This is a genomic window from Streptomyces sp. NPDC005017 (assembly GCF_042873115.1).
Taxonomy (GTDB): Bacteria; Actinomycetota; Actinomycetes; order Streptomycetales; family Streptomycetaceae; genus Streptomyces.
This window is the reverse complement of record NZ_JBIALD010000017.1, coordinates 140,301-158,940: the sequence shown is the minus strand read 5'-3', so window position 1 is coordinate 158,940 and position 18,640 is coordinate 140,301. Positions and strand designations below refer to the sequence as shown.

The 18,640-nt window shown below is 72.2% G+C and carries 19 protein-coding genes; 12 read left to right on the top strand and 7 right to left on the bottom strand.

The window, feature by feature from the left end; translation table 11 throughout:
- Positions 1-69: 69 nt before the first annotated feature.
- The 5 genes from ACFYR0_RS25180 to ACFYR0_RS25160 all read left to right on the top strand — a co-directional run bounded on the left by ACFYR0_RS25180 (position 70) and on the right by ACFYR0_RS25160 (position 3,573).
- Positions 70-1,032 carry an RNA polymerase sigma-70 factor gene (locus ACFYR0_RS25180; protein WP_389332215.1) on the top strand — a complete coding sequence of 321 codons (963 nt, stop codon included), beginning with the start codon at positions 70-72 and terminating at the stop codon, positions 1,030-1,032.
- Between the two features lie 102 nt (positions 1,033-1,134).
- The gene (locus ACFYR0_RS25175; RefSeq protein WP_389332212.1) at positions 1,135-1,854 is read left to right on the top strand and encodes a helix-turn-helix transcriptional regulator; all 720 of its coding nucleotides are present in this window, start codon (positions 1,135-1,137) and stop codon (positions 1,852-1,854) included.
- 31 nt (positions 1,855-1,885) lie between these two features.
- Positions 1,886-2,377 (top strand): DUF3291 domain-containing protein, encoded by a 492-nt coding sequence (locus ACFYR0_RS25170; protein ID WP_389332208.1) that lies wholly within the window; start codon positions 1,886-1,888, stop codon positions 2,375-2,377.
- A gap of 116 nt (positions 2,378-2,493) precedes the next feature.
- Complete coding sequence (locus ACFYR0_RS25165) at positions 2,494-3,351, top strand: GNAT family N-acetyltransferase (RefSeq protein WP_389332205.1); 858 nt, start codon at positions 2,494-2,496, stop codon at positions 3,349-3,351.
- Positions 3,352-3,369: 18 nt separating this feature from the next.
- A complete protein-coding gene (locus tag ACFYR0_RS25160; protein ID WP_389332202.1) occupies positions 3,370-3,573 on the top strand; it encodes a hypothetical protein in 204 nt (67 codons plus the stop codon).
- Positions 3,574-3,633: 60 nt separating this feature from the next.
- Here ACFYR0_RS25160 and ACFYR0_RS25155 read toward each other — a convergent pair whose 3' ends face one another.
- Positions 3,634-4,836, bottom strand: coding sequence for an erythromycin esterase family protein (locus ACFYR0_RS25155; protein WP_389332199.1), 1,203 nt, complete (start codon positions 4,834-4,836; stop codon positions 3,634-3,636).
- A 58-nt stretch (positions 4,837-4,894) separates the two neighbouring features.
- On the opposite strand from ACFYR0_RS25155, the gene ACFYR0_RS25150 reads away from it, so the two are divergent.
- Positions 4,895-5,680 (top strand): TioE family transcriptional regulator, encoded by a 786-nt coding sequence (locus ACFYR0_RS25150; protein WP_389332196.1) that lies wholly within the window; start codon positions 4,895-4,897, stop codon positions 5,678-5,680.
- On the opposite strand, the gene ACFYR0_RS25145 is transcribed toward ACFYR0_RS25150, so the two are convergent.
- Both ACFYR0_RS25145 and ACFYR0_RS25140 read right to left on the bottom strand, forming a co-directional pair.
- Entirely contained in the window at positions 5,670-6,362 is a 693-nt protein-coding gene (locus ACFYR0_RS25145) for a DUF4232 domain-containing protein (protein ID WP_389332193.1), read from the bottom strand. The two genes, ACFYR0_RS25150 and ACFYR0_RS25145, sit on opposite strands and share 11 nt — an antisense overlap.
- Positions 6,363-6,568: 206 nt before the next feature.
- Positions 6,569-7,321 (bottom strand): hypothetical protein, encoded by a 753-nt coding sequence (locus ACFYR0_RS25140; RefSeq protein ID WP_389332190.1) that lies wholly within the window; start codon positions 7,319-7,321, stop codon positions 6,569-6,571.
- A 325-nt stretch (positions 7,322-7,646) separates the two neighbouring features.
- On the opposite strand from ACFYR0_RS25140, the gene msrA reads away from it, so the two are divergent.
- Positions 7,647-8,156: a peptide-methionine (S)-S-oxide reductase MsrA gene (gene msrA, locus ACFYR0_RS25135; protein WP_389332187.1), complete on the top strand. Its 510-nt coding sequence runs from the start codon at positions 7,647-7,649 to the stop codon at positions 8,154-8,156.
- A 160-nt stretch (positions 8,157-8,316) separates the two neighbouring features.
- Here msrA and ACFYR0_RS25130 read toward each other — a convergent pair whose 3' ends face one another.
- The gene (locus tag ACFYR0_RS25130) at positions 8,317-9,147 is read right to left on the bottom strand and encodes a DUF1206 domain-containing protein (RefSeq protein WP_389332184.1); all 831 of its coding nucleotides are present in this window, start codon (positions 9,145-9,147) and stop codon (positions 8,317-8,319) included.
- A gap of 348 nt (positions 9,148-9,495) precedes the next feature.
- Here ACFYR0_RS25130 and ACFYR0_RS25125 point away from each other — a divergent pair, with 348 nt between their 5' ends.
- The gene (locus tag ACFYR0_RS25125) at positions 9,496-11,232 is read left to right on the top strand and encodes an alpha-glucosidase (RefSeq protein WP_389332181.1); all 1,737 of its coding nucleotides are present in this window, start codon (positions 9,496-9,498) and stop codon (positions 11,230-11,232) included.
- A gap of 22 nt (positions 11,233-11,254) precedes the next feature.
- On the opposite strand, the gene ACFYR0_RS25120 is transcribed toward ACFYR0_RS25125, so the two are convergent.
- On the bottom strand, positions 11,255-11,527 hold the full coding sequence (locus tag ACFYR0_RS25120) for a hypothetical protein (RefSeq protein WP_389332178.1): 273 nt from the start codon (positions 11,525-11,527) through the stop codon (positions 11,255-11,257).
- Between the two features lie 192 nt (positions 11,528-11,719).
- Positions 11,720-12,070, bottom strand: a complete 351-nt coding sequence (locus ACFYR0_RS25115) for a hypothetical protein (RefSeq protein ID WP_389332175.1) — start codon at positions 12,068-12,070, stop codon at positions 11,720-11,722.
- Positions 12,071-12,275: 205 nt separating this feature from the next.
- Here ACFYR0_RS25115 and ACFYR0_RS25110 point away from each other — a divergent pair, with 205 nt between their 5' ends.
- On the top strand, positions 12,276-12,452 hold the full coding sequence (locus ACFYR0_RS25110) for a hypothetical protein (protein ID WP_389332172.1): 177 nt from the start codon (positions 12,276-12,278) through the stop codon (positions 12,450-12,452).
- A 650-nt stretch (positions 12,453-13,102) separates the two neighbouring features.
- On the opposite strand, the gene ACFYR0_RS25105 is transcribed toward ACFYR0_RS25110, so the two are convergent.
- On the bottom strand, positions 13,103-14,413 hold the full coding sequence (locus tag ACFYR0_RS25105; protein WP_389332169.1) for an MFS transporter: 1,311 nt from the start codon (positions 14,411-14,413) through the stop codon (positions 13,103-13,105).
- A gap of 62 nt (positions 14,414-14,475) precedes the next feature.
- Between ACFYR0_RS25105 and ACFYR0_RS25100 the strand changes: the two genes are divergently transcribed.
- The 3 genes from ACFYR0_RS25100 (at position 14,476) to ACFYR0_RS25090 (ending at position 18,512) form a co-directional block, all read left to right on the top strand.
- Complete coding sequence (locus ACFYR0_RS25100) at positions 14,476-15,237, top strand: DeoR/GlpR family DNA-binding transcription regulator (protein WP_389332166.1); 762 nt, start codon at positions 14,476-14,478, stop codon at positions 15,235-15,237.
- Positions 15,238-15,426: 189 nt separating this feature from the next.
- Complete coding sequence (locus ACFYR0_RS25095; protein WP_389332163.1) at positions 15,427-16,638, top strand: 4-hydroxybenzoate 3-monooxygenase; 1,212 nt, start codon at positions 15,427-15,429, stop codon at positions 16,636-16,638.
- A gap of 152 nt (positions 16,639-16,790) precedes the next feature.
- Complete coding sequence (locus ACFYR0_RS25090) at positions 16,791-18,512, top strand: methyltransferase (protein ID WP_389332160.1); 1,722 nt, start codon at positions 16,791-16,793, stop codon at positions 18,510-18,512.
- Positions 18,513-18,640: the final 128 nt, after the last annotated feature.

The following is an 18,640-nucleotide window of genomic DNA, read 5'->3' as shown; positions in this document are numbered from 1 at the left end:
ACCGTCCGAGCGCCGACAACACCCGAACACCCTTGCGTCCCCCACCCGCCACCGAGAACGATGTGGATCATGGACAACGAACCCCGCCCGGCCGAGAGCGCCTCACGGCCGGGCGCCCGTGCCACCACCCGGCCGACGGATCCCGCGTCCGGCCCCGCGACCGACCCCTTCATCGAACACCGCCGCCTGCTGTTCGGCACCGCGTACCAGATGCTGGGTACCGTCACCGACGCCGAGGACGTGCTCCAGGACACCTGGCTGAAGTGGCACGCCGTCGACCGGGACACCGTCCGGCACCCCAAGGCCTACCTGGTGCGCACCGTCACCAACCTGTCCCTGAACCGGCTCACCTCCGCGCGGGCGACCCGCGAGACCTACGTCGGCCCCTGGCTCCCCGAACCCCTGCTCACCGTTCCCAACGCCGCCCAGGAGGCCGAGATGGCCGACACCGTCTCGACCGCCATGCTCGTCGTGCTGGAGACGCTGAGCCCGGCCGAACGCGCGGTCTTCGTCCTGCGCGAGGTCTTCGGGTACTCGCACGCCGAGATCGCCGGTTTCATCGACCGCCCCGAGCCGACGGTACGTCAGATCGCGCACCGCGCCCGCAACCACGTGCAGTCCCGCCGCCCCCACGGCGACTCCGACGCGGCCGTACGCGAGCGGGTCACGGAGAAGTTCCTCGCCGCGGCGAACGGCGGCGACCTCAACGCCCTGATGGAGCTCCTCGCCCCCGACGTCACGTTGTGGAACGACGGCGGAGGCAAGGTCACCGCCGCCCGCCGCCCCCTGTACGGCCCCGACCACGTGGCCCGCTGGCTGCTGGGCGCGATGGCCAAGCCCAGCTCCGCCGGCGCCCGCACCGCTCCGACGACGCTCAACGGCGAACTCGGCCTGATCGTCACCCTCGGCGACACCCCGATCGGCGCCCTGACCTACGACATCGTCGACGGCCACATCCGGCGTCTGCGCTTCCAGGTCAACCCGGACAAGCTCGCCGGCCTGCAACGCGCCGCCGGAGAGGAGCCCGCCTGACGCCGAGCGGCCACCGCCCGCCCTCACCGGTACGTCCCTCCCGAACCCGAGGCGGACGGGCGGGCTTCTATCTCCAACGCGCGTTGTTCCTAGAATGGCCGAGTGAAGGACATCGACGCGATCGCGGCGCTCCAGGATCCGGTACGGCGCCGTCTGTACGAGTACGTGGCGGCCCAGGGCCGTGAGGTCGGCCGCAACGAGGCCGCCGAGGCGGCCGGGGTGGCGCGCACGCTCGCCGCGCACCACCTGGACCGGCTCACCGAGGCGGGGCTGCTGGAGAGCGGCAGCCGCCGCCTCACGGGCCGCTCGGGGCCCGGCGCCGGCCGCCCCGCGAAGGTGTACACGCGGGCCCGCGCCGAGCGGACGGTGTCACTGCCCGCCCGCGACTACCGTACGGCCGCCGAACTGCTCGCCGAGGCCGCCGAGGAGGCCGGTCTGGACGCCGGGCTCTGCGCGGCCGCACGCCGCCGCGGTGAGGCCCTGCGCGGCTCCGGGGAGCCGTGCGGCGGCCTCGAGGACGCGATGCGGACGCTGGCCGCCCGTGGCTACGAACCGCATCTGGAAGGCGCCGAAGGGACGGCCGGGGCGGGCGAGCCCGTCGTCGGCGCCGAAGGGACGGCCGCGGTGGGCGAGCCCGTCGTCCGCATGCGCAACTGCCCCTTCCACGCCGTCGCCGAACGCTTCCCACCCCTGGTGTGCGGGATGAACCTCGCGCTGCTGGAAGGGCTGCTCGGCACGGACGGTGCCGTGCGCGCCCGCATGGACGCCCGGCCGGGGGAGTGCTGCGTGGTGGTCGAGACTTCTAAAAACAATATTCATTGACATAGAAATCAGGGCGTGCTGGGATGGCGCCATGACCACTGCCGCGCCCGCCGCGCACCTCGCCCAGATCAACGTCGCCACCCTCCGTCACCCGCTCGACGACCCGCGCATGGCGTCGTTCGTGGAACTGCTCGACCCGGTCAACGCCGCCGCCGACGGCACCCCCGGCTTCGTCTGGCGGCTCGCGGAGGAGGGGCAGCCCGACGCCACGGGCATGCGCCCGGCGGGCGAGGACGTCATCGTCAACATGTCGGTGTGGGAGAGCCAGGAGGCCCTGTGGGACTTCACCTACCGCAGCGGGCACCTGGAGGTGATGCGGCGGCGCCGCGAGTGGTTCGAGCGGCACGTCGAGGCGCACCTGGTGCTCTGGTGGGTCCCCGCCGGTCACATCCCGACCGTCGGCGAGGCCCTGGAGCGCCTGGCACACCTCCAGACCCACGGCCCCTCGCCGCACGCCTTCACCTTCGCCTCGTCCTACACCGCAGCCGAGGCCGCGGAAGCGGTCGAGACACCCGCCCGCTGAACCATCCTCCCGGCAGAGGGAGTTCGCCCGGCGGTGCGAGCCGCGCCCCCGTGCCGGGGGAGACCGGGCGGGCAGCCGCCCTCCCCGCGGCCGAGGCCGCGGGGAATGATGAGGCGATGCGCGCGGACGACTGCCACCTGACCGAAGACCTCGACGACTTCCTCGCCGGAGCCGCAGCGTTCCTGCGCTCACGCCCCGCCCTGCACACCACACAGCTGACGACGGTCGAGAAGCTGCGCACCGAGGGCTCCGCCGCCCACGGCTCCGGACCCGTCCTGTTCGGCCGGCTGGAGAGGGCGGGCGAGGTCACCGCCGCCTTCTACCGCCTCCCGGGCCGCGGCCTCAGCGTCACCGCGCTCACCCCCGAGCAGGCCGACACTCTGGCAGCCCGTCTGCTGTCCCTCGGCCACACCGTTCCCTACGTCAGCGCGGACCTGGACACGGCGGCCGCCTTCGCCGAGGCCTGGCAGCGGCGCGCGGGCACGACGGCCGGCGTCCGCGTCCGGCTGTGCCTGCACCGCCTCGGCACCCTCACCCCGCAGCAGCCGTTGCCCGAGGGGCGGGGCCGGCGCCTGGGCGAGCGGGACCACGAACACCTCATGCGCTGGTGCCGCGAGTTCGCCGCGGACGTCGGCGAGAACGTCACCATCGACGCCACCACCTGGTCCAACACCCGCTTCGCCGAGAAGAGTTACACCTTCTGGGAGACCCCGGACGGCACGCCCGTCTCCATGGCGGGCGTGAACCCCATGGTCGGCGGCCAGATCCGGGTCGACCCCGTCTACACCCCGGCCCACCTGCGCGGCCGGGGCTACGCGGGTGCCGTGACCGTCGAGGTCAGCCGCGCCGCGCTGGCCGCGGGCGCCACGGACGTCGTGCTGTTCACCAACGCGGCCAACCCCACCAGCAACGCCCTCTACCGGCGCCTCGGGTACGTCCCGATCGCCGACTTCGCGGTGTACGACTTCGCGTAGGCCGCACCGGAGGCCGGCATGTCCCCGCGGGTGCGGCCTGCCGCCGGCCGGGGCAGCGCGCGCCTGAGCTTCAGGCCCGCGAGCGAGGGCAGCCGTGCCACACCGCCCTGCGACGGTTCCGTCGTCCGGCGGCGCATCACCATGGACCAGCTCGTACGCATCGACGTGAACGGGGACCCGGGAGCCACCGGCATGGTCGCCTGGCGGATCGAGCGGATCTGAGCCGGCCCCGCGCCACGCGTACGAGGCGTGGCCCGAGCCGCCTCGCCGCGACGACAGGTCCTAGCCCGGCACCATGTCCTTGACGAACACGAGCCCGTCGGTACCGGTCAGCCGGGCGGGGTCGAGCGGGGCGTAGCCGTACCAGGGGGATGTGCGGGGCACGGGCGCGGTGACTTCGAGGACGCCGGACAGCCGCGCGCTGTCGACGACACAGGAGTCCCGGGGAAGCGTGTACAGGAGCCCCTCCACGGTGTCCGGCGGCGGGGTGTCCACTCCCTGGTGCCGGATCGTGCCGAGAGCCGTGGCGACGAAGGCGTACTCCGCCCCGAGCCGGGCGCTCACCAGCGCACCGGCGCTCCACCACTCCAGCGGCTGCCCGCCCATCCGGATCGTGCTCTTCTCCCGCTGGAGATGGGCGTTGTGGGCATAGGCGAACACCGGACCCCGAGCCACCAGGCCGAGGAGGTTGCGCGCCATCATCTGGTCGCGCACGCCCAGCAGCCGGGCCAGGCGCGCCGGTGAGGTGTCGGCCATCCAGTGGTGGTAGCGCAGCAGACCGGTGACGGTACGGCCGTACAGCCGTGCCCGGTCCCAGTCGTCCCGGGAGGTCGCCGCGACGAGAAGCGGTGACTGTTCGTCGAGCAGGGCCACCAGATCGTCGGCGAGCAGACGCAGTTCACCGGCCTCCGGCGACCGTCCCACGGACCTGGCCGGCTCCCTCATCGCGGCGGGATCCGTCCAGTGGCCGTCGTCGCCGATGAGCCGGTCCAGTGTGTCCGCGGTACAGGGGAGCAGGCCGGTGTCCGTGTGCGCCGCGAGGTAGGCGTGGAGCGCGGTGAGGGACTGCCGGGGGCTCGCGGCGCCGGTGATCTCCAGCGGGCCGTCGAATCCGGCGAAGCGGACGTGCTCCGACGCGGGGCGTCCGTCGTTGAACTCGCGCATCCAGCACACGAGTTCACGGTTGGCCTCGGACGCGCCCCAGCCGTGGCTGAAGCCGCTCTCCATGACCTCGTCGAGGGTGCCCGTGCCGGAGGTCACGTACGCGTCGACGACCAGGCCCGCCATGCAGTCGGTCTCGAGCGCGATCGTCCGGTAGCCCTCCTGTCCGGCGAGTTGCCGGAAGACGTCGTTGCGGAGACGGAGGAGGGTGTCCTCGCCATGGGTGGGCTCGCCCAGGGCGAGCAGCCGGGGCCGGCCCGGCAGCAGCCCCATGAGGGCGGCGGCCTCGACGGCATGGGTGATGTCCTTGATGTCGGTGGGCATGCCTTCAACGCTATCGTTGAAGCCTCGGTTGAGACTTTGCCGCGATAGCGTCGGCGCCATGGTGCGAAACCTTCAAACCACGGGACGGCTGCGGCCGATCGACCTGGCCCGCGCGCACGGTCTGTCCACCCAGGCGGTCAGGAACTACGAGGAGGCCGGCATCCTCCCCGCCGCCGCTCGCACGCCGCACGGCTACCGCGCCTACACCGCCCTGCACGCGGCCGCCCTGCGCGCGTTCCTCGCCCTGCTGCCCGGCCACGGCCACCGGGCGGCGGCGTCGGTCATGCGGGCCGTGAACGAGGACGCCGTCGACGAGGCCCTCCGCCTCATCGACGAGAGCCACGCCCAACTCCTCGACGACCGGCGGACCCTGCTGGCCGTGGAGGACGCCCTGCGCGACCTGGAGGCGGCCGTGGCCGCGCCCGGGTCCGGCCCGTTGCCGGAGTCACCTCCGGCGTCCGGCCCGGGCGGCACCTTCATCGGCCCCCTGGCAGCCGGACTCGGCCTCCGGCCCGCCACCCTGCGCACCTGGGAGCGCGCCGGTCTGCTGCGGCCCCGCCGCGATCCGCGCACCGGATACCGCGTCTACGACGAGGCCGACGTACGCGACGCCCGCCTGGCCCATCAGCTCAGGCGGGGCGGCTACCCGCTGGAACGCATCGCCCCGCTGCTCGCCCGGGTGAGGGCGGCCGGCGGACCGGATCCGCTGCAGGCCGCACTGCGCGACTGGCACGGCCGGCTGTCCGCCCGCGGACGGGCGATGCTGACCGGGGCGGCGGAGCTGGAGGAGTACCTCCGCGAACGCGGCCGGGACGGGCGTCAGCGGGTGGGACTCAGTACGTGAGCGCGTCCTCGGCGGTGCCGAAGAAGGTGGTGACCTCGGGGTCGTTGACGTTGACGGGACCGCCGCCGATCGACACCGTCGCCGGGCTCTCGGCGGCCGTGAGGGCGATCTCCACCTTGTCGGCGCTCTTGCCGCCCGCGGTGTCGGCGTGTGAGAACAGGATGCCGGCGTAGGCGGTCTCACCGGTCTCGAGGATCCAGTCCTTGCCCTCGGGGCCCATGTGCCCGGCGGCCCCGTCGAGCGTGGGGATGGTGAGCACCAGCTCGTTGGCAGGAAGCAGACAGGAGTCGGCGCTCTTGTTGGTCGCGGTCAGCAGCGCGTGGTTGACGGGCTTGGAGGCGACGGTGACCACATAGGTCAGGTCGGTCGTCTCGCACATGCCCACGCCGCCGTCCTGGCCGTCGTCGGAGCCCGGCTCGGTCGGTGCGGAGGTGCCACCGCCGCCGCCGGTCGAGCCCCCACCGGTCGTGTCACCGCCTCCCGTGCCACCGTCACCGGGGTCGGACGTCGACGGCGTCCCGGAGCCCTTGTCCGTGCCCGGGTCACCGGCGGCGGGCGAGCTCACCGAGGCGCTGGGCGCGGCCGCGTCGGTGTCACCCTCGCACGCGGTCAGTGCCACGAGGCCGAGCGAGACGGCGGCGAGTACGGCGGTGGTACGGCGTGAGCGAGCTGCGTAGGCCATGAGGTGCCCCCCGGGAGTCGGAATGTCCCGGTGATCGTGCCCTATGCGAGCCGGGATTTCACCAGCTCGGACCCACTGGGAGCCGTCTGCGCACAAGCCTGTGACACTGTGACGGGCCGGTGGCCCAGAAGCACGTGGCCGCCGTGCCCCTGGGCCTGACCCCGCGGTCGGCCGTCCTCGACCGTCCGCGTCGGCCTGACGACTCGTCAGTCGGACTGCTGCGTGGCCTCTTCGGCCTGCGGGGCCTGCTCGGCCGGCTGCGCGGACCCGGCCGTGTCGGCGCTGTCGGGGGTGGTGTAGAAGACGGACGAGCCCTGCTTGCTGCGCTGAGCCTGGTTCCTGGCCACGAGCCCCTCGAGCGTGGAGCGCACGACGGTCACCTTGATGGTGCGCTCGGGCTGCGCCTTCTCCAGCGCGGCGGCGACCTCGGCGGCGGAACGCGGCTCGCTCTGCGCGGTCAGATGGTCGCGCACCAGGTCGACCAGCTTGGGCGCGGCCGTCGCCGCGGCCGGTGCCTTGGCGGTGCTCTTCTTGGCGGTGCTCGCCTTGGTCTTCGGGCCCGCCTTCACCGCCGTGCTGTTCGCGGCGGTGTCCTTCACCGCCGTGACCGTGGCCGGCTTCGTGGCCTTGGCCGTGGCCGGCCGCTTGCGTGAGCTGGTCGTGGCCTTCTTCTTCCGCTCGGTGGCGGCCGGAGCGGAAGCGGCCTTGCGGCGAGGCGTCGGCACCTTCGCTGCGGGCTCGGGCGCGGACGGCGAGACCTTCTGCGAGTCCTCACCGAGCACCGACCGGAGGTTCACCAGAATCGTGTGCGCGCTGCGCAGAGCGGTCAACTGCGCCTGGAGGGACTCGATCTCACCACTGAGCCGCTCCTGCTCCTTGACGTTGCGCTCGAGGTCTTCCGCCACCTGCGCGCCGTACTGCGAAGCCACATCAGTGGTTCCAAGTAGCGATTCGGACATGCTGCTCCCACCTTTCCGGGCGCCACGGCCAGCGGTCGGTGAGCCCGAGACATATGCGATGTCTAACGCCATCGCTCTTCTTCCTGGTGCTGAATGAGCTGTACTAGTTACTACCGCACAGTCATGTGTCAGCGATAGTACGGATGACGACGCGGTCGCGCTCAGGGTCCTGGCCGATATCCCCCGTGGGTGTGGCCGACTGTTCTCGCGGACCGTGGCCGGACGCGGGCCCTGGGTGTGCGACTACGCTGGTGAGTGCTCGTGCACATGTTCCGAACACCAGGTGCGGGCACGGACCTCCGTACCGCTGACAGTTGGAGTGCTCATGTCTGACCGGACCGCGAAAGCCGTGCTGGCCGGCGGCTGTTTCTGGGGGATGCAGGACCTCGTCCGCAAGCAGCCGGGCGTGGTCGCCACACGAGTCGGTTACACCGGGGGCGACACCCCGAACGCCACCTACCGCGACCACGGTGACCACGCGGAAGCGATCGAGGTGCTCTACGACCCCTCGGTCACCACCTACCGCGACCTGCTGGAGTTCTTCTTCCAGATCCACGACCCCACCACCAGGGACCGTCAGGGCAACGACATCGGCCGCAGCTACCGCTCCGCGATCTACTACACGGACGCCGAGCAGCAGCGTGAGGCGTTCGACACCATCGCCGACATCGAGGCCAGCGGACTGTGGCCCGGGAAGGTGGTCACCGAGGTGGAGCCGGAAGGTGACTTCTGGGAGGCGGAGCCGGAGCACCAGGACTACCTGTTGCGCTACCCCGAGGGCTACACCTGCCACTTCCCGCGCGCCGGCTGGAAGCTGCCCCGACGCGAGTCATGAGCCGTGCCGCGGGCGCGCGGGGTCGGGTACGGGCTCCGCGCCAGGGAGTGTGAGTGCGCGGCGCGGCGCCGTCTCCACGCGGCCCGGCCGAACGGGACGTGAGGGCGCGGATCACACCCTGCGCCACGCGGGCCGGCCCGACGGGGAGTGAGGGCGCGGATCACACCTTGCGCCACGCGGCCTGGCCGAACGAGAACACGCCGAACAGCACGAGCCCGGCCGCCACCGCGATCAGCAGCCAGGGGCCGGCCGGTGTGTGCGCGAACGAGCGGATGGTGTTGTCCATCCCCTTGGCCTCGGCCGGGTCGAACGCGAGCGCGGCCTTCACACCGAAGAATCCGACGGCGGCGATGACCAGTCCCCGGCCCACTCCGCCCGCGACACCTGTCACGTCCATGAAGCGCCGCTGCCGGTGCGACAGGCGGGACCAGGTCAGATGCTCGCGGTACTTCCGCAGCGCGGCGCGGACGCCGATCCACAGCCCCGCGCCCAGCACGGCGAGGGACACCGCCCCGGTCCACCAGGGCCCGCCCGGAAGCCCGAGCAGCCAGCCGGTGATGTCCTGGCTCTGCCGGTCGGTCTCGCCCGCGCCGCTGCCCCGGTAGCCCGCGGCGAAGGACATCACGAGAAACGACGTCACGCCGTAGAAGACGAACCTGACACCGGCCATCAGGCGCTTGCCCTTGCCGTCGCCCTTCGGCCCGGCGGCGCCGAACAGCGCCTCCGACAGCCGCCACAGCGACATCCCGGCCAGACCCGCGCCCAGGGCCCACAGGAGCACGGCTCCGAGCGGCGCCGAGGCGACCTCCGCCAGCGCTCCGCCCCGGTCGGCCTGCTCACGCGCGCCCGTCAGACCGATGCGTACCGCGAGCACTCCTATGAGCAGGTAGAGAACACCCCGTCCCACGAAACCCGCCCGGGCGGCAACGCGTACGGCGTCCCCTCGGGCCGCGCGTCTCGCCGCGGCGGTCGGCGTACCGGCCACGGTCATGTGTGTCACTCCTCCCGGATCGGCATCTCGACGGCTCGACCCTTCGGATCGACACCAAGGTCGACCCTTCGGATCGACACCAGAGCGGATGCCCCGGGTTCGTCTCCCGAATCAGGCCGCCACCGGTCACGGGCAGCGCACGGGCACGGTGAGTGGGTGCCGACGGACACTCCGCCCAGGTACCCCCGCCGCGTATACACCGCGCGTATACGCGCGGTGTATACGCGGCGTGACTGCTGTGATCACGTCCCGCCGGGACACCCCTGCCCTGGTCCTCGCCCCGCCGGACCTTGACTACGCTCGTCTCTGAAGACACCCGGTTCCCGAGACCCGCGATGAGGTTGTGACGTGCCCGAGAACGTGGCCGGACCCGCCGACTCCTGGTGGAGCGACGCGGTCGTCTACCAGATCTACCCCCGAAGCTTCGCCGACTCCGACGCGGACGGCGTCGGAGACCTCCAGGGCGTCATCGAGCGCCTCGACTACCTCGCCGAACTCGGCGTCGACGTGCTCTGGCTCTCGCCCGTCTACCCCTCGCCGCACGACGACAACGGCTACGACATCAGTGACTACCAGGACATCGACCCGTTGTTCGGCACCCTCGCCGACTTCGACCGGCTGCTGGCCGGTGTGCACGAGCGGGGCATGAAACTGGTGATGGACCTGGTCGTCAACCACACCAGCGACGAGCACTCCTGGTTCACCGCCTCCCGCGACGGCGGCCCCACCGGTGACAAGCGCGACTGGTACGTCTGGCGCCCGCCCCGGGAGGGCGTGGAGCCCGGCACACCCGGCGCCGAGCCCAACAACTGGGGCTCGTTCTTCTCCGGCCCGGCCTGGGAGTACGACGAGGCGAGCGGCGAGTACTACCTGCACCTGTTCTCCCGCAAGCAGCCCGACCTGAACTGGGACAACCCCGAGGTCCGGCAGGCCGTGTACGCGATGATGCGCTGGTGGCTGGACCGCGGGGTCGACGGCTTCCGCATGGACGTCATCAACCTCATCTCCAAGGCCCCTGGCCTGCCCGACGGACCGGTGCACGGCGGCAGCCGCCACGGCGACGGCAGCGCGCACTACGTCTGCGGTCCGCGTGTCCACGACTACCTGGCCGAGATGCACCGCGAGGTGTTCGCGGGACGCACACGTCCGCTGCTGACCGTGGGCGAGATGCCCGGTGTCACCGTGGACGAGGCCAGGCTGTTCACCGATCCCGCCCGCCGCGAGGTCGACATGGTCTTCCAGTTCGAACACGTCGGCCTCGACCAGGGCCCCGGCGGCAAGTTCGACGTCCGCCCGCTGCGGCTCACCGACCTCAAGGCCAGCCTCGGCCGCTGGCAGACCGGCCTGGGGGACACCGGGTGGAACAGCCTGTACTTCAGCAACCACGACCAGCCCCGCGTGGTCTCGCGTTTCGGCGACGACAGCCCCGCCCACCGCGACCGCTCCGCCAAGCTCATCGCCACGGTCCTGCATCTGCACCGCGGTACGCCGTACGTCTACCAGGGCGAGGAACTGGGCATGGCCAACGCCCCGTTCGCCTCGATCGAGGACTTCCGCGACATCGAGTCACTGAACCACCACCGCGACCAGCTCGCCCTGGGCGCCGACGAGGCGGACGTACTCGAGGGCTTGCGGCGGCGCGGCCGGGACAACGCCCGCACCCCCATGCAGTGGGACGCCACCGAGCACGGCGGATTCACCACCGGCACCCCGTGGATCGCGGCCAACCCCGATCACATCCATGTCAACGCCAAGGCCCAGCTGGCCGACCCCGACTCGGTCTTCCACCACTACCGCCGCCTGATCGGGCTGCGCCACACCGAACCCGCCGTCACCCACGGCGACTTCACCCTGCTCCACCCCGACCACGAGCGGCTCTACGCCTTCACCCGCCACCACGCCGCGTCCGCCACCGAACTGCTGGTGCTCGCCAACTTCGGCGGGGACGAACTCACCGTCGAGCTGCCCGGCGGCTGGGAACACGGCGACACACTCGTCACCAACGTCCCCGACCCCTCACCTCTCACCGGCCGCGTCACCCTGAGGCCGTGGGAGGCGCGAGTCCACCGCCGCCGCACCGCCTGACACCGACCCGGCCCGCAACCGGTCACCCCGAAGGAGACCTCACCGCGTCAGGGTCCGGCGTGCCGGGTGCCTCGTTCCCGGCCTGGTCGGCCTGGGTGTCGGCGATGCCCGGGGCCGCCTCGTCGACGTGCCCCGAGTCCGCGCCCGGGATCCGTCCGCTCGCGCGCAGGTCCTCGGCGAACTCCTCGAACAGGTCGTCGTGTTCCTCCGGTGCCACGACACGGGCCGACGCGTCGACCATGAGCACGACCCGTTCCACGAGGACGTCGGCGACGTTCCGCCTGCTGCCCCCCACAGGCGTCTCACCGCCCTGCGGCGGCGCTCGTGGGGGAGCGTACCCTCGCGGACCCGTCCCGTTCACGGGAATGCGGCGGCCCGCCCGGACGACGGACGGAGCCGGACTCCAAGTCGGACTCTGGAAGGGCGGGTTGGGGCCCCAGCAGCCCTTCCGGCCCGGGTTCTCGTGCCCTCCGGGGCGCCGCAGGCCCTACGACAGGCACTGGCGGTCGGGGTTCGTGACCCAGCGGAGGACGGAGTCGGTGACCGTGTCGCCGAGAGAGCTGATCGCGGCGATGGCGTCCTGGTCGCCCGGCCGGGGCGCGATGCCGCGCACGGTGAGCGCCGCGTGCAGGTCCAGCCGGCGCTGGTCCGCCGGGCTGACCGGGAGGTTCAGACGCTGGGCCGGGTCCGGGGGAGGCAGCAGGAAGTCGCCGCCGTCGTACCCGACGAGACCGAGGGTGTCTCCATCGGCCGGGTGGCCGGGGGACGAGTAGAGGTACGGGTCGCAGATCGGCCAGACGTCCGCGGTCGGGACGAGCGTGTCGCTGGCTGCGTTCACGGCGGAACTCCCTTGCTTGGTGTGCCTGTCTGCCCGTTGAGTCGCGCGGCCGGGGGTGCGTGGTTGCGCTGCCGTGCCACGATCCCTCGAATGACGCAATGGTGGGAATGTGTGCTTTGTGTGAGGCGCGGCATCGGATCCCGGTCCTCTTCGCCCGCCGACGGCCGGTCGGGGTCCGACGGGCCGGGCTCAGCCGGTGATCCCGGTGAGTGTCTCGCCCGTCGTCAGCCTCGCGGTCACCCGGGCCGCCGCGTCCTTCGGGGCGCGTACCGCGTACCGCGAGGGTGTGGCCGTCGCGGGAGGCGTTCACCTCCCCGGTGACCGTGAGACCGGTGACGGCTCGGCTGCCTGCCGCGAGAACGTAGTCGTGGCCGGACGGTGAGCGCCAGGGAGCGGCGGTGGCCACATGCTGTCCGAAGCGGCTGCACGCGGCTGTCGAGCGTCGGGTGCCCGGCACCCGCACCGGTTCTCCGGGCGTGCGCGGCGTCAGCGTCACGTCTTCGGCGCCCCGCCAGGTGTCGGCCCGTGAGCAGGTCCACACCGCCAGGCCGCCACCGTCGGGGCGGAACAGGTCCCTGGTGGCGGCCCCCGCGACCCGGGGAGCGAGGAGATGGCGTGCCGCACCGTCCCGGACGCGCAGCCGCCGCAGTGCCTCGTCGGCCGGGCTCGTGGCACGGCGCGGGCACCGCCGGGCCGACGCGTGCCACGGGGCCGCCGGGCAGGGCGTGTTGCACGATCCGTGTGCCACGAGCACCCGGCGATGGCGGCCCATCGAGGCGGGCAGGACCAGATGGAGGCGGGCAGGACCAGATGAGCGAGCCGTACGAGGGCGGCGTACTGCTCGACCAGAATCGATTCGGCATGCAGCACCGCCGGGGCGGCCGATGTGCCGGCCTGCCGACGGAACGAGAGAAGGGGCGTGGAGTGCGTGCCTTCCAAGCCCGACGCCGGGATGCTCTTGCGTTGCGTCAAACGAGTGAAGGGAAGGACGGTCACTCGTACGGCCCACGAGCCCCGTGCGCCCCCGCCCGGTCAGTGAGCGCTCCCCGCCGTTTCACGCGCACGGTCGGGGCCGGTCCGCAGGACTCCGGCGCTCGCGGCGGTGAGGGCGCACAGCAGGGTCAGCAGCAGGAACGTGTGGTTCAGCGCGGTGACATGGGTCAGCCAGCCGATGACGGCGGGCCCGGCCAGCATGCCGAGGTAGCCGAGTCCGGCGACCCGCGAGACGTTGGTCCCGGCCGCAGCGGGGTCGGCGTGCCCCGCCGCACTGAACAGCTGGGGTATGCAGCCTGACAGCCCCAGGCCGAACAGGGCCCATCCCACGAACGCCGCCCAGACCCACGGCGAGACGGCGGCGACGGTGATGCCGACGGCGGCGGTGACCGAGCCGTACCGCAGGATGACCACCGGGCCGAACCGGGCCGAGACGCGGTCGGCGAGCAGCCGGCCGATGGTCATCGTCACCGCGTACGTGCCGTAGGCGAAGGCGGCGACGCCCGCGGGCGTGCCGAGGACGCTCTTGAGGTGCAGGGCGCTCCAGTCGTTGGCCGCTCCCTCGCACAGCATGATCATCAGCGCGAGGACAGCGAGTATCCAGATGCGCCCCGGGGCGGGCCGCCCCTTCCCGCCCGGACGCCCGTCGTCCTGCGCGGCGCCGGCATCCGACTCCGCGACGCCAGCATCCGACTCCGCGGCGCCGGCATGCGTCTCCGCGACGGCGGTGCCGGTGCGCGCGACGGCCGTGTCGGCCCCCGGCGGACCCGGCAGCAGCGCCCGCGCCGGGACCAGGGCGACGACGGTCCCCACGGCCGCCGCGGCGCCGAGCGTCATGGCGGGACCCGCACCGGCACTCGCGGCACCCGCGCCGACCAGCGCGGCGATGACGCCACCCACGGAGAACGTGGCGTGGAAGGCCGACATCACGGGCCGCCGGTACGCCTTCTCCACGTGGACGGCATGGGCGTTCATGCTCGCGTCCAGACAGCCGTTGCCGAAGCCGAAGAGCAGCAGCGCGCCCGCCAGCGTCCAGGGGCCGGGTGAGAGGCCGGGCAGCACCAGGGTCGCGCTGCACAGGACGCCGGCGGCGGGCACCACGACCCGCGTCCCATGGTGATCGGCCAGCCGGCCCGCTGCCTGCATGCCGGCGAAGGCTCCTGCCCCGAGCAGTACCAGAAAGCCCCCGAGGGTCGCGTGACTGATGTCCACGCGGTCCTCGATCGCGGGGATCTGCACCACCCACAGGCCCAGCAGGGTGCCGTTGAGGACGAAGTAGACGAAGGTCGCCACACGGGTGGCTCGCAGCGTTGGATTGTTCACGCCGACACCATAACGAACAAGTTCCATGTTCGAACAGCGTGACTTCGAACAGATTGAACGCTCATTGTGGGGGGTGTTTCAATCGCGGTATGAGCAACGCAGACCGTCACCGGCTGATCGCGCAGGCCGTCAGGGACTCGGGCAGCGTCACCGTCCTGGAACTGGCCGAACTGACCGGCGCCTCGGAGATGACCATCCGGCGCGACCTCGACACGCTGGCGGCGCAGGGCGTACTCGAACGGGTCCGGGGCGGGGCGCGCACCGCGCTGCTCCGGGGCGAGGAACCGCCCTTCGCGCTGCGCGCCCACGAGGCCGTCGACGCCAAGCGGCGTATCGCCGCCGAGGTGGCCGCGCTCATCGGTGACGGCGAGACGGTGCTGCTGGACAGCGGCACCACCTGCCTGGAGGTCGCCCGTCTGCTGCGCGGGCGGCCGGTCGCCGTGATGCCGCTGTCCCTCCAGGCGATCCGCGTCCTGGGTGACTCACCGACCCCGACCACGCTCCTGGTGCCCGGCGGGCAGCCCCGCGCCGCCGAGGGCGCCCTGACGGGACCCCTCACCCTCGCGTCCCTCTCCGCCTTGCGGTTCGACACCGCCGTACTCGGCTGTTGCGGCCTGACCGCGGCGGACGGCCTGACCGCCTACGACCTCGACGACGCGGCGGTGAAGAAGGCGATCATCGCCTCCAGCCGCCGCAGCATCGCCGCCGCGGACGGCAGCAAGCTCGGCCACACCGCCCACGCCCACGTCGGCCCGTCCACTCTCCTCCACACCCTCGTCACCGACACCACGGCACCCCCCGACGAGGTGGCCGCCTTCGAAGGGCTGGGGACGGTGGTGAAGACGGTCTGACGTGGTCGGGGGGTCTCGCGAGGCCGTCGCGGACATGTGGCACGGCTGACGGCTCACGTGGCCGACCGGGCGGCGGGGCGGCGACGTCGTACCCCCAACTGACCGGCGGAGAAGTCACTTTCCGTCAGACGGGGCATTCGGGTGATCTTCGGCGATCCATCCAGTAATCGATGCTTATGATCCACCGTTGTGACAGAGAGTCAGTACGCTCAGGTCGCCCAGGACTCCGCCGACGTGGTCATCATCGGTGCCGGTCCGGCCGGGCTGGTCCTCGGAAACCTCCTCCAGCGCGCCGGGATCGACTGTGTCGTCCTGGAACGCGCCGCGAGCGCGCACATCCGGCACCGGGCACGGGCCGGCTACCTCGCCGCGCACACCGTGCGCGTCCTGGAGCGCCACGGCCTGGACGAGGGGATCCGGCTGCGGGGACAGGAGCACAGCGTCTGCGAGTTCCGTACCGGGGCCGGCCGGTTCCGCCTGGACTACCGGCACTTGGGCCGGGGTGAGACACACACCGTGCATCCGCAGCACGAGTTGGTCTCCGATCTGCTGGCGTGCTTCGTCGCGGCCGGAGGGCGCGTCCGTTTCGGCACCGAGGCGGTCGCCGTGCGGGACGCGGACAGCCCGGCACCCTCGGTGACGGTACGTGAGGGGGACGGACGTCCCGCTCGCTGGCGGGCCCGGTACGTCGCCGCCTGCGACGGCCGGCACGGGGTGGGGCGGCGCTCGCTGCCGCCGGGCGCGGTACGCCGTCATCGCCGCGACCACGGAGTGACCTGGCTCGGCCTGCTCGCCGAGGCGCCCCCGAGTCTGGACGCCGTGGGCTACGCGGTCCACCCGCACGGATTCGCCGGGCACATGGCACGCTCCGCCGAGATCACCCGCTACTACCTGCAGTGCGCGCGGGGAACCCTGGCCGAGGAGTGGAGCGACGAGCGGATCTGGGACGAACTCGCCCTGCGCATGCGGGCATCCGAGTACGGTCCCCTGGTCAGGGGCCGGGTCGTGCAGCGTGCGGTCGTCGACCTCGAATCCGATGTGCTCGAACCGCTGCGCTACGGCTCGCTGTTCCTGGTGGGCGATGCCGCGGGCCTGATCAGCCCGTCCGCGGCCAAGGGCGCCAACCTCGCGGTGCTGGAGGCCGAGATCCTGGCCCGTGCCCTGACCGACGCGCTCACCCGGCACGACCTCGAACCGCTCGCCCGCTATTCGGAGCGATGCCTGGAACACATCTGGCGTGCGCAGGAGTTCTCGCACTGGATGATCCGCCTGCTGCACGGAACGCGGGATCCCGGGAAGTCCTCGCACTTCCAGGAGCGCCTGCGCCGCTCCCGTATGGCATCCCTGCGCGACTCGCGCACCCACCAGGACTGGTTCGCCGAGAACTACGTCGGCGTCTGACCCACGCGATCATCTCTCACTTCTCCCTTTCCTCCGCCCCTGGCCCGCCCGGGGCCGCGCATGCCCGTGCGCTCCCGCGCACTTGCCTGCCCCGACCCGCGCACCTTTCCCCTCTCCTTCGATACGGACCTGGAATGCACTGCGAGGTTTCCTTGACGACGCCCACGACGACGATCGCCCCGAACGAGGCCGACGACGCGACACGGCTGAGCGCCACGGCCGCGTTCGTCCGCGAGCAGGACACCTCCGTCCTGCTCTCCCGTGTACTGCCCGGCCTGGACGGCCCCGAACTGCGGGCGCTCACGGACCGATGCCGCTTCGCGCATGCCGCGGTGCTGGTCTTCCCGCCCGACGAACACACACTGCGGAAGCGACTCGCCGCGTGCGGGCTGAACGCCGACGCGGTGGCACAGCCCAGTGTCGTCGTCCGTGACCGCCTGGCCGCCCGTCATGGGCGGGCTGCCGCCGATCTTGACGTAAGGATTCTCCGCCCCACGCTGTCCGGCCCCGGCGGGGAACGGCGGGCGGTGGAGGTGTTCGCGCTCACCGTACCGCCGGGTTCCGGGCTGGCCGGGATCGCCGCCCTCGAACGCCGACGGGACCACGAGGCGCACCTCGCCTTCGAGGCGACGCGACCCGATCCGCTGGTGCTGCGCGGGCTGTTGGCGAGCTTCGTACGGCTGGGCGCGGTGGCCGACGGCGGCGGCCACAACCCGCACGAGGACGGCACGGTGTTCTACTTCACCGCACCTTCCGGCACCAAGACGCCGTACCGGCGGCTGGAGTTGTACGCGAGCGGCGACCACCGTGACGTGCTGGCCGAGCACCTCGCCTCGCGGCAGGAGGAGCAGCGGTCAGCGGAAACGCTCCTGCGGCTGCTCACCGGTGCCTGGACCACCCAGGCCCTGGCGACGTGCGCCCAACTGCGACTGCCGGAGGCCATCGACGAACACCCCGGCGCGGACGTCGACGTCCTGGCGGAGGCCGTCGGCGCCCACCGGGACAGCCTGGCGACGCTGTTGAGGTATCTCGCCATGGTGGGTGTGGTGTCGAGGACCCCGCAGGGCCTTCGTCTCACCCGTGTCGGTGAGCTGCTGACCGCGCGGGCCCGTGGCTCGATGCGGCCCCTGGCGCTCATGTACGGCGGCCCGTTCTACCAGTCCTTCGCCCACCTGGTGCACACCGTGCGCACCGGGCAGCCCGGCTTCGAGCACCTCTACGGCGAGAACCACTTCGACCATTTCGCCCGCGATCCCGAACTGGCCACCCTGTTCGACGCCTCCATGGTGTCCAGCGCCCCCATCTTCGACGTCCTTCCCACCCACCCGGTCCTCACCGCCGCGGCCTCCGCAGCCGGGGTACCGGGCGCCCGCGCGCGCACCGTCGTCGACATCGCCGGCGGCACCGGAGAACTCCTGCTCCGTGTTCTGACGGCCCACCCCACCCTGCGAGGCGTCCTCCTCGAACGCCCTCAGGTCCTCGCCGCGGCCCGCACCCGCCTCGCGGCCACCGCCGCCGAGGGCCGCTGCGACTACCGCCCCGGAGACTTCGCCGACGTACCCCCGGACGGTGACGTCTACCTGCTCTCCCGCGTCCTGCACGACTGGGACGACGACCGCTGCCGGAGCATCCTGCGTCACTGCGCCGACGCCATGCCGCCGCACGCCGACCTCCTCGTCGTGGAACGCCTGCTGCCGACCGACGCGACCCCGTCCCTCGCCACCGCGTGGGACCTCCACATGATGTGCAACACGGGCGGCCGCGAGCGCACCGCGGACCACTACGCCCGGCTGCTGGCCGAGTGCGGTCTCCAACTGCTCGGCCACACACCGCTCTCTCTCGGCGCGTCCACACTGCACATCCGCAGGGCCTGACGGTCGGGCCCGCCCGCCGGGCGTCTCCTCGCGTTCCCCTCGGCCGCCGAACAAGTTGTCCATGCCGAGCTTCCCGCGGGGTGGCGGTGCGGGGGCGTGAGGCGTACGCTCCGAGATATTAATACTCA

Coding starts and splice junctions, on each gene's coding strand:
- ACFYR0_RS25180 (WP_389332215.1), top strand. CDS start 70: ATGGACAACGAACCCCGCCCGGCCGAGAGCGCCTCACGGCCGGGCGCC.
- ACFYR0_RS25170 (WP_389332208.1), top strand. CDS start 1,886: ATGACCACTGCCGCGCCCGCCGCGCACCTCGCCCAGATCAACGTCGCC.
- ACFYR0_RS25165 (WP_389332205.1), top strand. CDS start 2,494: ATGCGCGCGGACGACTGCCACCTGACCGAAGACCTCGACGACTTCCTC.
- ACFYR0_RS25160 (WP_389332202.1), top strand. CDS start 3,370: ATGTCCCCGCGGGTGCGGCCTGCCGCCGGCCGGGGCAGCGCGCGCCTG.
- ACFYR0_RS25155 (WP_389332199.1), bottom strand. CDS start 4,836: ATGCCCACCGACATCAAGGACATCACCCATGCCGTCGAGGCCGCCGCC.
- ACFYR0_RS25150 (WP_389332196.1), top strand. CDS start 4,895: ATGGTGCGAAACCTTCAAACCACGGGACGGCTGCGGCCGATCGACCTG.
- ACFYR0_RS25145 (WP_389332193.1), bottom strand. CDS start 6,362: ATGGCCTACGCAGCTCGCTCACGCCGTACCACCGCCGTACTCGCCGCC.
- ACFYR0_RS25140 (WP_389332190.1), bottom strand. CDS start 7,321: ATGTCCGAATCGCTACTTGGAACCACTGATGTGGCTTCGCAGTACGGC.
- msrA (WP_389332187.1), top strand. CDS start 7,647: ATGTCTGACCGGACCGCGAAAGCCGTGCTGGCCGGCGGCTGTTTCTGG.
- ACFYR0_RS25130 (WP_389332184.1), bottom strand. CDS start 9,147: ATGACCGTGGCCGGTACGCCGACCGCCGCGGCGAGACGCGCGGCCCGA.
- ACFYR0_RS25105 (WP_389332169.1), bottom strand. CDS start 14,413: ATGGAACTTGTTCGTTATGGTGTCGGCGTGAACAATCCAACGCTGCGA.
- ACFYR0_RS25100 (WP_389332166.1), top strand. CDS start 14,476: ATGAGCAACGCAGACCGTCACCGGCTGATCGCGCAGGCCGTCAGGGAC.